Raw genomic sequence first — 13,297 nt, 5'->3', positions numbered from 1 at the left:
GTGGTGAACATCGGGATCACCGGCTGCTGGGTGTTGTGCAGCGCCAGGAACCCGGGGTTGTCACCGCGCGGGCAGTACACCTTCGACGTCGCGAACCCCCCGGGCGCGGCCCGCCCCTCGATGTCAGCGCAGCGGTTCGGGCAGTTCCTCCCTGTGGACGATGCCCAGGCTCTGTGTCGCCCGGGTGAGCGCCACATACAGGTCGCTGGTCCCGAACCGCCCCGGCTCCACGACCAGGACATGGTCGAATTCGAGCCCCTTGGCCCCACGCGGGCCGAGCAGCACCACGGAACGGGTGAGGTCGGGTTCGGCACCGGCCGTCACTCCGTCGAGCACGGATGCGATCTCCTCGTGCAGGGCGCACGGCGCGATCACCGCGAGGCGCCCCTCCTCGGGCGTCATCTCCGCGACGGCCTCCGCCACCGCGCCCGCCAGATCCGCCCCGGCGTCCCGTGTCCACGGCGCCCGGCCGGTGGACCGTACGGACCCGGGCGGTTCGAACGAGGGATCCACGGCCCGTACGACGCCGGCCGCCAGCTCCATGATCTCCGCGGGCGTACGGTAGTTGACCCCCAGCCTGACGTGCTCGAAGCGATCGCCGACGTACGGCTCCAGGATCCTTTCCCACGAGCCGACACCCGCCTCCTCGGAAGTCTGCGCCGGATCGCCGACCAGGGTCATCGAGCGCGTCGGTGACCGGCGCATCAGCAACCGCCATGCCATCGGCGACAGTTCCTGCGCCTCGTCGACGATGATGTGCCCGAACGCCCACGTCCGGTCGGCGGCGGCCCGCTCGGCCGCGCTCCGGTGATCGGCCTCCTCGTGCCGCTCCGCCATCCGTTCGGCGTCGATGACATCGTGGGCGGCCAGGACCTCGGACTCCTCGTCCTCGAACTCGTACGTCTCCGAACCCCGGGACAGGTCCAGCACCCCCTGCGCGAAGTCGACCCGCCGGAGGCGTTCGGCCTCGGCGGCGGCCCGCTCGGCGCTGTCGTCCACCCCGAGCAGTTCGGCCGCCTCGTCGAGGAGCGGCACATCGGCCGGGGTCCACTCCCGGTCCCCGGGACGGCGCCGGATGGCCTCGGCGTCCTCCTCCGGCAGGTGCACCGGCTCGGCCAGGTAGTCGGCGAGGAAGTCCTCGGGGGTGAGCACCGGCCACAGCGCCCCGACGGCCGCATGCACCTCCTGGCTCGCGGCGACACCCTTGCCGAGCTGGGCGATGTCGTCCGGGCCGAGAAAATTGGGGCCGCCGTACGGATCCGCGCCGATGCGTTCGGTGAGCTGTGCGGTGAGGGCGTCGATGACGTGGAACGCGAAGTACGGACGGGCGAGGTTGTGCGGCAGCCGGGCCTCGCGGGCCGCCTGCCGGGCCTCGTAGGCGATCTCCCAGTCCAGGACGAGGTCCCCGTCGTCGTGCGGGACGACCACCGGCGCGCCGGGCTCGGGCAGCCCCTGCCGGTCGCGTACGGCGAGGGCGAGCGCATCGGCCATTCCCGCGCCGCCCTTGACGGCTGCCGCGCGGGGGGTGTCGGTGCCGCGGGCGTGGACACCGGGGAAGAGCTCGGCCTGCGTGGCGAGCAGGACCCCGGTCTCGCCCAGGGCGGGCAGCACCTCGCCGATGTAGCGGAGGAAGGCCGGGTTGGGGCCCACGACCAGGACCGCGCGCTTGGCCAGCAGCTCACGGTGCTCGTACAGCAGGAAGGCCGCACGGTGCAGGGCGACCGCCGTCTTGCCCGTGCCGGGGCCGCCCTCGACGACGAGGACACCGCGGTGCGGGGCGCGGATGATGCGGTCCTGCTCCGCCTGGATGGTCCGCACGATGTCACCCATGCGGCCGGTACGGGCGGAGTCGAGCGCGGCGAGCAGCACGGCGTCGCCGCTCGGGTCCTCGAAGCCGCTGCGTTCACGATCCCCGGGATCGAGGATCTCGTCGTGCAGCTCGGTGACCGTGCGGCCTTCGGTGGTGATGTGCCTTCGCCTGCGCAGGCCCATGGGCGTATGTCCGGTGGCCAGATAGAAGGGCCGGGCGACCGGTGCCCGCCAGTCGATCAGAAGGGGAGTGTGTTCGGTGTCGTCCTCGCGAATTCCGATACGGCCGATATGGTGCACCGCGCCGTCGAGGAGATCGATTCGGCCGAAGCACAGTGAGCCGTCCACGGCGTTCAGGGATGCCAGCAGTCCGGAACGTTCGGCGACGAGCACATCGCGTTCGAGGCGGGCCTGCAGCCCGTTCCCGACCGGAGTCAGCGCGTCCTCGACGTGCTGCTCGGTGACCCCGCGCAGCGTGTCGACGCGGTCGTGGAGCCGGTCGATGAATTCCTGCTCCTTCTGCAATTCGACGTTTTCGCGAGTTGACAAAATCACTCCCTGCCGGATATGGTGATTCTTGTAGGGCCCCCTTGAGGGGCCTTTTTTCGTGACACACAGAACCACCCAATATACGCGGGGAAATCCCCGTTCCGCAATTGCGGAACGGGGATTTCCTGTGCTCCTGGGGATTTCCTGTGCCCATGACGCCGTCCGGGGGCACCGCAGGTCCCGGGCGCCCGAGGGCCGTGCGCTCCACGGCGAGCGGGAGGGCGAGCACGACGGCGGTCACCGGGAGCCCGGCTCATCGGGCTGTCCCGGCCGGCCGCCGGTACGAGTGACCCGCCGCCGGATCCGGACCCCGGAGGGAGTCGCACCAGGCACCGAGCACCCGGAATGCACCTTTCGCACCTACATGCGAGTCTGGTGATGGCCCATCGTCCGAGATCCGCAACAGGAGGCACGATCGTGGGCAAGAAGCAGAGTCGGCAGAACCGCGGTGCCCGCACCGGCGGCCACGAACGCAGCGCTGCTCCGGAAGCGAAGGAGCAGACGCGGCCAACGTCCGCCGAGGAGACGGTGCACGCCATCTCAGAACAGGTCTCCCACCGGAAGCAGCGGAGGTTCGGCCACAACTGATCCTCTTAGAGCCTCGACAACCGCCCTCCGCGGCGGCCCCCCTTCTTGGGGACAGCCACCGCGGAGGGCGGTTTTTTGTGTCGCGGACGCTCACCGAGAGGGGTGCCGAGTGGAGCGCCGAGGGGGCCGGGTGGGGTGCTGAGGGGGGTGGCGGGGCGGGCGCCGAGGCAAGGTACTGAAGGGGGCGCCGGGGCGGGGCACTGAGGCGGGGCGCCGGGGTGGCTGTCGGGGTGGGGTGCCGAGGCGGGGGCACTGAGGCGGGATGCCGGGGCGGCTGTCGGGGTGGGGTACCGGGGTGGGGCGCCGAGCCGATCCGCCCGCCGGATCCCGTAGGCCCGCGAGCCCGTCGAGCGGACGCGGGCCTCCGCACGAACTCCCGCCGATACACCACCCATTCGGGGCGCTCCCGGAGGTTTGTCTACGCGCGGAGCTACGGCACCCGAACGATCATTCGGGCATATCAGACCAGTTCTTCCGCAGCTATTACCGGCCGGTACCAATAGCTGCTAGAAACGTGGCGCTCGATCAACCCCCCACCCACCCCCCACACTTCGGAGGGCTGACAGCCATGTCAGTACGGAGATTCTGGGCGTCCGCATCCACTCTGGTCCTCGCCGCCGTGGCCGCGCTGGGCGTTGCCCAGCCGGCCTCGGCAAACTCCACGGCCGCCGCCGGTGGGTACGTCGCTCTCGGCGACTCGTACTCCTCCGGCGTCGGTGCGGGGAGCTATCTGTCCGACAGCGGCGACTGCCGCCGCAGCACCAAGGCCTACCCCTACCTCTGGGCAGCCGCCAACTCGCCTTCTTCCTTTGCCTTCGTGGCCTGTTCCGGCGCCACGACCACTTCGGTGGCCGGGACCCAGCTGGGGGCGTTGAACTCGTCCACCGGCCTGGTCAGCGTCACCGCGGGCGGCAACGACGTCGGTTTCGCCGATGTCATGCAGGACTGCGTGCTGTCCGGTGAGGCCGCCTGCCTCAGCAGCGTCGGCTCGGCCGTCTCGCAGGTCCAGAACTCGCTTCCTTCAAAGCTGAGTTCGCTCTACGGATCCATCCGTTCGAGGGCTCCGCAGGCCCATGTCGTGGTGCTGGGTTACCCCCGCTTCTACCAGCTGAGCGGCAGCTGCATCGCCGGGCTCTCGGAGAAGGAGCGGTCGGCCATAAACAACGCGTCCGACGTGCTGAACGGGGTGATCGCCAAGCAGGCGGCCGACGCCGGGTTCACGTTCTCCAGCGTGGTCGACGAGTTCACCGGGCACGAGCTGTGCTCCGGTGACGCGTGGCTCCACAGCGTGTCGATCCCGGTCTACAACTCGTACCACCCCAAGGCCGCCGGTCAGTCCGGTGGTTACCTTCCGGCCTTCCGCTCGGCCGCGTAGGACGCGGACGACGGAGGTGCAGCAGCGCGGCGGGCCGCCGGGGGTTCTCCCGGAGGCCCGCCGCACCGCTGTCACAGCCGGGCGGCGGGAGCGGTCGCCGCGGCGCCCGGCCGGTGCAGAGCCAGGGCGGTGACCGCGCCGAGTACGGCAGTGGCCGCGGCCGCCCACCAGCCGTGGCGGAAGGCGTCGAGCGCCTCGCCCGGCCCGTCCGGCGCTCCGAGCAGCGTGACCATCAGCGCCACACCCAGCACCGAACCCGTCTGGCGGGCCATCGAGGTGACGGCCGATCCGGTGGCGAACCGGGTGGACGGGAGCGCCGCGGCGGCCACGCCGACCAGGGTGGGGAGGGCGAAGCCGACGCCTGTGCCGGTGACCACCATGCCGGGGAGGAAGCCGCTCGCGTAGTGCGGGGCCGTATCGAGCACCAGGGCCCACCAGATCAGCCCCGCGGCGAAGACCAGGCAGCCGAGCGCCGCGGTGCGGCCCGCTCCGAGCCGGCGGACGACCGGCCCCGAGAGGACGGCGAGCACGGGCACGGCCAACGGCCCTGGTGCGATGGCCAGTCCGGTGCGGATCGCCGAGTACCCCCACACCTGCTGGCACCAGAGCACCGCCGTCAGCAGCATCGCCGCGAACGCGACGGTGAAGAGCAGGGCCCCGAGGGTGGCCGTCGCGAAGACCCGGGTACGCAGCATCGACAGCTCGACGACCGGCGCCGGATGACGGGCGGAGCGCACCCAGAAGCCCGCGGCGAGGGCGGCCGTCGCGAGCAGCGGAACCAGGACCCGGAGCGAACTCCAGCCCCAGGCATCGGCCTTGACCAGGGCGAACGCCAGGGCGCCGATCGCGAGGGTGAGCAGCACCGCCCCCACGAGATCCGGGAACGGGCCCTCGCGGTGCGGGCGGGCGTCGGGCAGCAGCCGTGCGCCCGCGAGCAGCCCGATCACGCCGACCGGCACATTGACGAGAAAGACCCAGCGCCAGTCCGCCTCCACGAGCACACCGCCGACCACCGGGCCGAGACCGGCCGCGATGCCGCCGATCGCCGCCCAGCTCCGGATGGCCCGGGGGCGGCGTTCCGCCGGGGTGTCGACGAGCAGCAGGGCCAGCGACGTCGGCATGAGCGCGGCGGCCCCGGCCGCTTGCAGCGCGCGGGCGGCCACCAGCCAGCCGACTCCCGGGGCGAAGGCGCAGAGCGCGGAGGCGACGGTGAAGACCGCAAGGCCGAGGAGGAAGCCGCGGCGGTGGCCGTACCGGTCGGCGAGCCGGCCCGCAACGACGAGCAGGGCGGCGAAGACGATCGCGTACGCGTTGAGCACCCAGGACAACGAGGCGAGGGAGCTGCCGTCGAAGGCGTCGCCGAGTGCGGGGACCGCGACATTGACGATGAACAGGTCGAGATTCACGACGAAGACACCGGCCGAGATGATCCAGACGGTGGCTCGCGAGGAGGGAGCGGAGGGCGAGGGGCGGGCCGTCTCCCGGCCGGCCGTCGAAGCCAGCGAGTTTGATTCTCCAACTGTCATGGCGGCAAGGTAGCGCCAGTGAGTTTGAGATGGCAACCTTGTGGTGATGAGTGCTGCACAGGAACCCCATGCCCCTGCCGCCCCGACGGTCGCGCTGCCGGGCCGCCCCTGCTCGGCCGCTGCGGCGCTGCACGTGGTGGGTGAGAAGTGGGCGCTGCTCGCGGTGCGCGAGATCTTCTTCGGCAACCACCGGTTCGAGGCGATCGCCCGTAACACCGGCGCGCCCCGGGACCGTCTCGCGGCGCGGCTGCGTTCACTGGAGCAGGCGGGGGTGGTGGAACGGCGGCTCTACAACGAACGCCCGCCGCGTCACGAGTACCACCTGACCGATTCCGGACGCGATCTCGCACCGGTCATCCGGGCGCTGCTGGACTGGGGCGACCGGTGGGTGCTGGAGGACCGGCCGGTGGTCATGATCCACGAGCCGCCCTCGGACGCGGACGGCCGGTCACACGGCCAGGCACCCGTGCACGCGCACGATCTCGATGCGGCGTGGATCTGCCGCACCTGCGGCGAGGAAGTCGTGATGAACACGCTGACGGTCGACGTCCGCTCCCCCGGCTGGGACCGCTCGGGGCCCAGAACGCCGACCCCGTCCGCCGACTGACGGCGACTTCGGCGTCTGTGTCTGGAGCGGCGTCGGCGTCTGGGGCGGCGCCTGTTTCTGCGTCTGTTTCTGCGTCGGCGTCTGTGTCCGTGTCTGGGGCTGAGTCGGCGTCAGCATGGCATCGGCGGCGGCGGCGCCCCCTCTGCGTCGGCGCCGATGGGAGACCGCAGGGGCGTCGGGCGTCAGTACCGCTCGGCGAGATGCTCCCGGCCCGCCGGGGGCTCGTACGGCTCTGGCCAGAAGTCGGTGATCCCGCTGATCCGCCCCGTCGGGTCGAACACGAAGAAATGAACGGCGGGCAACTCCTCGGCACCGACCGTGAAGAGCGTACGCACAGCGGCCTGCCGCCCCTGGCCGTCCGCCACCACCCGCTCGACGCGGACGCGCCAGTCCCCCGGGTACTCCCGGTTGAACCGCAGATAGCGCTCCTTGCCGCGGATGCGCTCGCGGGTCTGCGGCAGGTCGTACACCACCTCGTCGGTCAGCGTCGCGGCGAAGGCGTCCCAGTCGCGGGCGCCGGCCGCGCTCCAGTACGTCTCCACCACGGCGCGCAGATCGGCAGTCGTCGTCATGCTCCGAGTCTGGACCCCGCCACTGACAGTCGGCCCTGGTTCAGGAATCGGCCGCCCTCGACGCCTTGATGGAGTACATCAGCGGGATGCGCGGCCGGCCGGCGGGGAAGCGGTAGGAACCGTCGCCCTGCCGTTCCAGATCCGAGAAGCGCGCGAAGAGCGAGATGTCGTGCTCGTGCAGGAACTCGATCCGCAGCCCGGCTGCGGCCAGCGCCGACACCACCTCGCCGACCGGGTGCTGCCATTCGACGCTGCGGTTGTGGACGGTGGGCGCGTCGAAGTCCGCGTACGTGCCGGGCGTCTCGTCCACCCAGGCATCACGGCTGAAGTAGTCGTGCTCGACCTTCGTCCCGGTGGAGTCGTCGAGGCAGTCCGTGATGGGGTGGAACTCCGCGATGTAGAGGAAGCCGCCGGGCGCCACGAGCGATGCGGCGGTCTCGGCCCAGCGGCGGGTGTCGGGCAACCAGTTCAGCGCGCCGATGCCGGTGTAGACGATGTCGTACGACGAGTCGGGGACGGCCTCCGCGGCATCGTGGACGTCGGCCGCGACGAACGCCGCCCGGTCCTGGCCGAACCCGAGCTCGCGGGCCAGGGCGCGCGCGGTCTCGACGGCCGGTTCGGAGAAGTCCAGACCGACGACCTGTGCGGCGCCGTGCCGGGCCCAGGAGAGGGTGTCGACCCCTATGTGGCACTGCAGATGCAGCAGCGACTTTCCCGTGACGTCCCCGACCTCGGCGAGCTCGAAGTCGCGCAGGGCGTCCTTGCCCGCGCGGAAGGATTCGAGGTCGTAGAAGTCGCTCGTGGCATGGATGGGGACCCGCTCGTCCCAGTGCGCACGGTTTGCCTCGTGCCAGTCGGCAGGCCGGTCGGCAGGGCTCGATGGATGCATGCCGGGAGGTTATCCACAGGCTGCGGACGAAGCGAACGAATTGTCGGCGTTCCGACGCAGAATGGGGGCATGACTGAGATCACCGGCTCGACGCCCACCCCTTCCGACCAGGCCCCCGCCTCCGTGCCGGAGTGGGAGCAGCGCTTCCGGGCGCCACGGGTGTCGTTGCCCGACTGGGCGGAGGACGCACCCGACCGCGCGCTGTTCGTCTCCAACGCGACGGGCACGTACGAGCTGTACGCGTGGAACCGCGCCACCGGCGAGCAGCGCCAGGTGACCGACCGGCCGAACGGCACGACGGACGGGGCGCTGACACCCGACGGGAAGTCGGTCTGGTGGTTCGACGACACCGATGGCGACGAGTTCGGGGTGTGGATGCGCCGGCCGTTCCCCGCCGGCGGGGACGCGGAGCCGGGCACCGCGGTGGACGAACCGGCGACGCCCGGCCTCGGCCCCGCGTACCCGGCCGGGCTCGTGATCGGGCGGGACGGCACGGCGGTGGTCGGCCGCTCGACCGACGAGGACGGGACGACGATCCATGTCGTACGGCCCGGAGCGGAGCCCGTGGAGATCTACCGCCACCGCGAGTCGGCGGGCGTCGGCGACCTCAGCCATGACGGGACGCTGATCGCCCTGGAGCACACCGAGCACGGCGACGCGATGCACTCCGCGCTGCGCGTGGTGCGCCCGGACGGGACGACGGTCGCCGAGCTGGACGACACCGAGGGCGGTACGAAGGAGCTGGGGCTGACGGTGCTGGGCTTCGCCCCCGTCGCCGGGGACACGAGGCTCCTGGTCGGGCACCAGCGGCGGGGCCGCTGGGAGCCGATGATCTGGGATCCGACGACGGGCGAGGAGACGGACCTCGTGATCGGTCTGCCCGGCGATGTGGTCGCCGAGTGGTACCCGGACGCCTCCGCGCTGCTGGTCGTGCACGCCTTCGAGGCCCGCAGCGACCTGTGGCGGTACGAGCCGGGGGCGGGGGGCGCCCCCGTCCGGGTGGAGACCCCCGCGGGTTCGGTGTCGGGTGCCACGGCCCGGCCGGACGGCACGGTGGAGTACCTGTGGTCCTCGGCGGCGCAGCCGCCCGTCATCCGGTCCACCTCGGGTGCGGTGGTGCTCGATCCGCCCGGTGCGAAGGCCCCGGCGTCCGTGCCGGTGGAGGACGTGTGGGTGGACGGGCCCGGGGGCCGTGTCCATGCGCTCGTGCAGCGGCCCGCCGCCCCGGCCGAGGGCCCGTTCCCCACGGTCTTCGAGATCCACGGCGGCCCGACCTGGCACGACAGCGACGCCTTCGCCTCCGGCCCCGCCGCCTGGGTGGACCACGGCTACGCGGTCGTCCGGGTCAACTACCGCGGCTCCACCGGATACGGCCGCGCCTGGACGGACGCGCTGAAGCACCGGGTCGGCCTGATCGAGCTGGAGGACATCGCCGCGGTGCGGGAGTGGGCCGTGAAGTCCGGCCTCGCGGACCCGGACCGGCTGGTCCTGGCCGGCGGTTCCTGGGGCGGCTATCTGACGCTCCTCGGCCTCGGTACGCAGCCGGACGTCTGGGCCCTCGGCCTGGCGGCGGTCCCGGTCGCCGACTACGTCACGGCGTACCACGACGAGATGGAGGACCTGAAGGCGATGGACCGCACGCTGCTGGGCGGCACGCCGGAGGAGGTTCCCGAGCGCTTCGAGGCGTCGTCCCCGCTGACGTACGTCGACGCGGTCCGGGCGCCGGTCTACATCTCGGCGGGCGTCAACGACCCGCGCTGCCCGATCCGCCAGGTGGAGAACTACGTCGACCGGCTGAAGGAGCGCAACGCGGTGCACGAGGTGTACCGGTACGAGGCGGGACACGGTTCGCTCGTCGTGGAGGAACGGATCAAGCAGGTCCGCCTGGAGCTGGACTTCGCCCGGCGCCACCTGTCCCCGGAGCCGGGCACGACCGGTGCGTAGCGGACCGCCGGGGACGGGGCGTCCGTCCCCGGCGGCACAGGGCCGGGGACACGGCCGTCAGTCGGCACCCCGCTCCGGGCGGCCGGAGCGGGGACCGTACCGTGGAGGGGTGTACCGGTTCCTGCTGACCCCGCGATGGTGGGGGATCAACCTCTTCGTCGTGCTGGCCATCCCGTTCTGCGTGTTCATGGGCACCTGGCAGCTCGGCCGCTTCGAGGACCGCGTCCAGACGCACGACGCCGCCGAGAAGCAGCCCGCCCCGGGTTCCAGGCCCGCCAAGCCGATCGACGAGCTGCTGCCCGTCGACACGGTGACCTCCGGCCGCCCCGCCACCGCCACCGGCCGGTACGCCGACCAGTTCCTGGTGCCCGGGCGGAAGCTGGACGACAAGAGCGGCTTCTACGTCCTGAACATGCTCCGTACGGACAGCGGCAAGGCGCTCCCGGTGGTGCGGGGCTGGCTGCCCGGCAAGCCCGGCGGCACCGCCGTGCCCCCCGCACCGACCGGCGAGGTCACGGTGACCGGCGACCTCCAGGCGTCCGAGAACGCCGGCACCACGGGCGCCGACACCGCGGGCGGGCTCCCCGACGGCCAGCTGGGCATGATCAGCGCCGCGTCCCTGATCAACCTCGTCCCGTACGACGTCTACGACGCATGGGTCACTCTCCAGGACACGGGTGCCGGTGCCGGAGCCGGGGACACGGCTGTCGGCGCGCTGCGTCCTGTCCCGGCCGCCCAGGCGCAGGGCACCGGGCTCGACCTGAAGGCCTTCCAGAACCTCGGCTACACCGGCGAGTGGTTCGTCTTCGCCGGGTTCGTGCTCTTCATGTGGTTCCGGCTGGTCCGCCGCGAGGCAGAAGCGGCACGCGACCTGCAACTCGGCCTGGTCGCGGAAGAGGAGACGGAAGAGCAAGCAAGAACGGAAGCCGATTCAGAGGCCGGAGCCGGGACCGAGGCCGCGACCGGCAAGGACGCCGTGGGCTCCGGAGCCGTCTGAGACACACGGACACAGGCTTCGGACACACGAGCACAGGCTCGGACACAGGGCACGGACTCGGACGCAGGGCACGGACTCGGACGCAGGCACGGACACACACGTACACACGCGAGGGGCCCGCCGATCGATCGTCGATCCGGCGGGCCCCTCGCGTCACCAGTCACACGTGTCACGTCGCGGGAGCGAGCACCCCGGTCCGGTAGATCGTGCCCGAGCAGGCGTTGGCGATCTTCGTCTCCGCGACCGGTGCCCCGGCCTCCGGGGTGTGCGTCACGGCGACGCTGCCGTCCTGCGTCCCGCCGCCGTCCTCGCTGCCGAACTGCGCGTCCGTCCCCGTCGCCCCGTCGCCGCTTCCCGAACCGGTACCGGCGGCCGCGGCACCGCTCGCACCGCCCGCGTCGTCGGTCGGTGACGGGCTCGGCGAACCTCCGACGGTCGGACAGGTGTCCTTCGGCACCCAGGCGAACTTCACCTCGTACGTCATCGACGGCTTCAGCAGCACCGTCCGCTGCTCCTGCGAAGGGTCGGGCAGCCCGGCCGCCGCGTCACCCGCGGTGTGCTGGACAACCGCGATCCTGGCCGGGTCGGCCGCGCCTATCGCCTGGAAGCCCACGCTGCCGCTGCTGCTCACCGAGCAGTCCGTCCCGGAGACATTGGCGATCCGGAAGGTTCCGTAGACCGTGCCGTCGGCACCGGCCGCACCGGTCTCGGCCGAGGCGACACCGAGCTGCTGCGGGTCGCAGCTCGGCATGGAGGCCATCGCGGGGTTGCTCGGACCGACGCCCCCGCCCGTCAGCTGTCCGTCCCCGCCCTGGCCGCGGCTGTCGGAGGGGCTGCTCGTGCTCGTGGGCAGGTTCCGGTCGCCGTCGGTCTGCCCGTCGGCGTTGCCGCCGCTGTTCCTGCCGCCGGCCTGCGCGCCGGAGTCCGTGCCGTTGCCGCCCTGCGCCTGCTCACCGTGCCCGGCTATCGCGGGGTTGGCGGCGTTGGAACCGTCGGAGTTCGCGACGTGGACGAAGGCGGGCACCGCGGTGCCGATGAGCAGTGCCGCGGCCGCCAGGCCGACGACGGCCTGCCGCCGCTTGGCACGCCGGACGGGAACCGCGCGCTGCAGATGGTCGAGCGTGCCGTCGCTGGGCTCGATGTGCTGGACGGCGCCGAGCAGCATGCGGCGCAGGGCGACCTCGTCGAGGTCCGCACCGTCACCGGCTCCCGGTCCGCCGTGCGGGCCCGCATCCGAGCCGAAGAGACTGCTCAGACTGCCGAGCTCGGCGGTCTCGGCCGCCCCGGCGGATTCAACGGCCCCAGCGGCCCCACCGGCCCCAGCCGAAGCGGTCCCACCGACCCCGTCGGCACCGGCCCTGTCGGCACCGGCGCCGGCGGCCTCCGTGTCCGCGTCCGCGTCCGCCCGCGAGGCGTTCTCCGGCCCGTGGTTCACAATTCCGTTTCCAGTCCGGTCGATCCGACGCTCACGCCCATGCTCACGTTCGGATCCGTGCTCACGTTCATCGGAGCCGTGCTCACGTTCATCAGAGCCCTGTCCGCGTTCACCAGGACCCTGTCCGCGTTCATCAGGGCCGTATCCGTACTCGCGCCGGCTCATGCCTGAGCCTCCATCACGACGCGCAGCGCCGCGATCCCGCGGGAGCCGTAGGCCTTGACCGAGCCCAGGGATATCCCCAGCGTCTCGGCCACCTGAACCTCCGTCATGTCCGCGAAGTAGCGCAGCACCAGTACCTCCCGCTGGCGCCGTTGCAGCCCCCGCATCGCCTTGATCAGCGCGTCCCGCTCCAGCTGGTCGTAGGCACCCTCCTCCGCGCTCGCCATGTCCGGCATGGGCTTGGAGAGCAGCTTCAGCCCGAGGATGCGGCGGCGCAGCGCGGAGCGCGAGAGGTTGACGACGGTCTGGCGCAGATACGCGAGTGTCTTCTCCGGGTCCCGTACCCGGTTGCGGGCCGAGTGCACCCGGATGAACGCCTCCTGCACCACGTCCTCACAGGAGGCCGTGTCGTCCAGGAGCAGCGCCGCGAGACCGAGCAGCGAACGGTAGTGAGCCCGGTAGGTCTCGGTGAGATGGTCGACGGTGGTTCCGGCAGCCACGCTCTCCTCAGCGCCCTCGCGCTGCGAGGGCAGCCGTGCGGGGCGCGCAGCGGGCATGGGCGCAATCACCGGCATACCGCCGGGTGCGCGGGGCCGTCGGAGCGGACGCACCGAAGCGCCGCGCAAGGGGCCCACCACTGTGATATCGAGAACCTCTGCCACGCCAGTTGGACACGTTTCCCCCCGTCAGGGTTGTACGCGCGCGGCACCGCGTTCACCGCTGTGCGACATGCCCTCATACATACCTGCTCTTCCCCGAATGCCCTGAATGTGCGCCCACCGCGCCAGAGGTGACGACATAGACGCGCACTCCCGGGCCAGTGGTTGCAGTGGGCCGAAAGTCA

General features: G+C 71.8%; 12 protein-coding genes and 1 pseudogene. 6 read left to right on the top strand and 7 right to left on the bottom strand.

Features of this window, described 5'->3' with window-relative positions; all coding sequences use genetic code 11:
• Positions 1 to 95: pseudogene (locus AB0D53_RS25930) on the bottom strand (SseB family protein); the annotation flags it as partial.
• Between the two features lie 28 nt (positions 96 to 123).
• A complete protein-coding gene (locus AB0D53_RS25925) occupies positions 124 to 2,334 on the bottom strand; it encodes a helicase (RefSeq protein WP_362450619.1) in 2,211 nt (736 codons plus the stop codon).
• 441 nt (positions 2,335 to 2,775) lie between these two features.
• Between AB0D53_RS25925 and AB0D53_RS25920 the strand changes: the two genes are divergently transcribed.
• Together AB0D53_RS25920 and AB0D53_RS25915 are read left to right on the top strand one after the other, a co-directional pair.
• Positions 2,776 to 2,946 carry a hypothetical protein gene (locus AB0D53_RS25920; RefSeq protein WP_362450585.1) on the top strand — a complete coding sequence of 57 codons (171 nt, stop codon included), beginning with the start codon at positions 2,776 to 2,778 and terminating at the stop codon, positions 2,944 to 2,946.
• 568 nt (positions 2,947 to 3,514) lie between these two features.
• Positions 3,515 to 4,321, top strand: coding sequence for an SGNH/GDSL hydrolase family protein (locus tag AB0D53_RS25915; protein ID WP_362450583.1), 807 nt, complete (start codon positions 3,515 to 3,517; stop codon positions 4,319 to 4,321).
• 71 nt (positions 4,322 to 4,392) lie between these two features.
• Here AB0D53_RS25915 and AB0D53_RS25910 read toward each other — a convergent pair whose 3' ends face one another.
• Positions 4,393 to 5,847, bottom strand: a complete 1,455-nt coding sequence (locus AB0D53_RS25910; RefSeq protein ID WP_362450581.1) for an MFS transporter — start codon at positions 5,845 to 5,847, stop codon at positions 4,393 to 4,395.
• 46 nt (positions 5,848 to 5,893) lie between these two features.
• Here AB0D53_RS25910 and AB0D53_RS25905 point away from each other — a divergent pair, with 46 nt between their 5' ends.
• Positions 5,894 to 6,454 (top strand): helix-turn-helix domain-containing protein, encoded by a 561-nt coding sequence (locus AB0D53_RS25905; RefSeq protein ID WP_362450578.1) that lies wholly within the window; start codon positions 5,894 to 5,896, stop codon positions 6,452 to 6,454.
• 182 nt (positions 6,455 to 6,636) lie between these two features.
• Here AB0D53_RS25905 and AB0D53_RS25900 read toward each other — a convergent pair whose 3' ends face one another.
• Together AB0D53_RS25900 and AB0D53_RS25895 are read right to left on the bottom strand one after the other, a co-directional pair.
• Entirely contained in the window at positions 6,637 to 7,026 is a 390-nt protein-coding gene (locus tag AB0D53_RS25900; protein WP_329820314.1) for a nuclear transport factor 2 family protein, read from the bottom strand.
• A gap of 40 nt (positions 7,027 to 7,066) precedes the next feature.
• Positions 7,067 to 7,915 carry a methyltransferase domain-containing protein gene (locus tag AB0D53_RS25895; protein ID WP_362450574.1) on the bottom strand — a complete coding sequence of 283 codons (849 nt, stop codon included), beginning with the start codon at positions 7,913 to 7,915 and terminating at the stop codon, positions 7,067 to 7,069.
• A gap of 69 nt (positions 7,916 to 7,984) precedes the next feature.
• On the opposite strand from AB0D53_RS25895, the gene AB0D53_RS25890 reads away from it, so the two are divergent.
• Positions 7,985 to 9,859 (top strand): prolyl oligopeptidase family serine peptidase, encoded by a 1,875-nt coding sequence (locus AB0D53_RS25890; RefSeq protein WP_362450572.1) that lies wholly within the window; start codon positions 7,985 to 7,987, stop codon positions 9,857 to 9,859.
• Between the two features lie 109 nt (positions 9,860 to 9,968).
• A complete protein-coding gene (locus AB0D53_RS25885; RefSeq protein WP_362450570.1) occupies positions 9,969 to 10,856 on the top strand; it encodes an SURF1 family protein in 888 nt (295 codons plus the stop codon).
• Between the two features lie 169 nt (positions 10,857 to 11,025).
• Here the strand turns inward: AB0D53_RS25885 and AB0D53_RS25880 are convergent, their stop codons facing one another.
• Positions 11,026 to 12,291 (bottom strand): hypothetical protein, encoded by a 1,266-nt coding sequence (locus AB0D53_RS25880; RefSeq protein WP_362450567.1) that lies wholly within the window; start codon positions 12,289 to 12,291, stop codon positions 11,026 to 11,028.
• Positions 12,292 to 12,330: 39 nt separating this feature from the next.
• Between AB0D53_RS25880 and AB0D53_RS25875 the strand changes: the two genes are divergently transcribed.
• On the top strand, positions 12,331 to 12,462 hold the full coding sequence (locus AB0D53_RS25875) for a hypothetical protein (RefSeq protein ID WP_362450564.1): 132 nt from the start codon (positions 12,331 to 12,333) through the stop codon (positions 12,460 to 12,462).
• Here AB0D53_RS25875 and AB0D53_RS25870 read toward each other — a convergent pair.
• A complete protein-coding gene (locus AB0D53_RS25870; RefSeq protein WP_072487891.1) occupies positions 12,453 to 13,028 on the bottom strand; it encodes a SigE family RNA polymerase sigma factor in 576 nt (191 codons plus the stop codon). The genes AB0D53_RS25875 and AB0D53_RS25870 overlap by 10 nt on opposite strands.
• Positions 13,029 to 13,297 lie beyond the last annotated feature (269 nt).

Source organism: Streptomyces sp. NPDC048295, assembly GCF_040652135.1.
GTDB lineage: Bacteria > Actinomycetota > Actinomycetes > Streptomycetales > Streptomycetaceae > Streptomyces.
The sequence above is the reverse complement of the archived record's forward strand: the minus strand, read 5'-3'. Positions and strand labels throughout refer to the sequence as shown.

Bases quoted from the DNA above. Each gene is read 5' to 3' on its own strand.
- AB0D53_RS25910 (WP_362450581.1), bottom strand. From the start codon at position 5,847: ATGACAGTTGGAGAATCAAACTCGCTGGCTTCGACGGCCGGCCGGGAG.
- AB0D53_RS25870 (WP_072487891.1), bottom strand. From the start codon at position 13,028: ATGCCGGTGATTGCGCCCATGCCCGCTGCGCGCCCCGCACGGCTGCCC.
- AB0D53_RS25905 (WP_362450578.1), top strand. From the start codon at position 5,894: ATGAGTGCTGCACAGGAACCCCATGCCCCTGCCGCCCCGACGGTCGCG.
- AB0D53_RS25900 (WP_329820314.1), bottom strand. From the start codon at position 7,026: ATGACGACGACTGCCGATCTGCGCGCCGTGGTGGAGACGTACTGGAGC.
- AB0D53_RS25875 (WP_362450564.1), top strand. From the start codon at position 12,331: ATGCTCACGTTCGGATCCGTGCTCACGTTCATCGGAGCCGTGCTCACG.
- AB0D53_RS25895 (WP_362450574.1), bottom strand. From the start codon at position 7,915: ATGCATCCATCGAGCCCTGCCGACCGGCCTGCCGACTGGCACGAGGCA.
- AB0D53_RS25915 (WP_362450583.1), top strand. From the start codon at position 3,515: ATGTCAGTACGGAGATTCTGGGCGTCCGCATCCACTCTGGTCCTCGCC.
- AB0D53_RS25890 (WP_362450572.1), top strand. From the start codon at position 7,985: ATGACTGAGATCACCGGCTCGACGCCCACCCCTTCCGACCAGGCCCCC.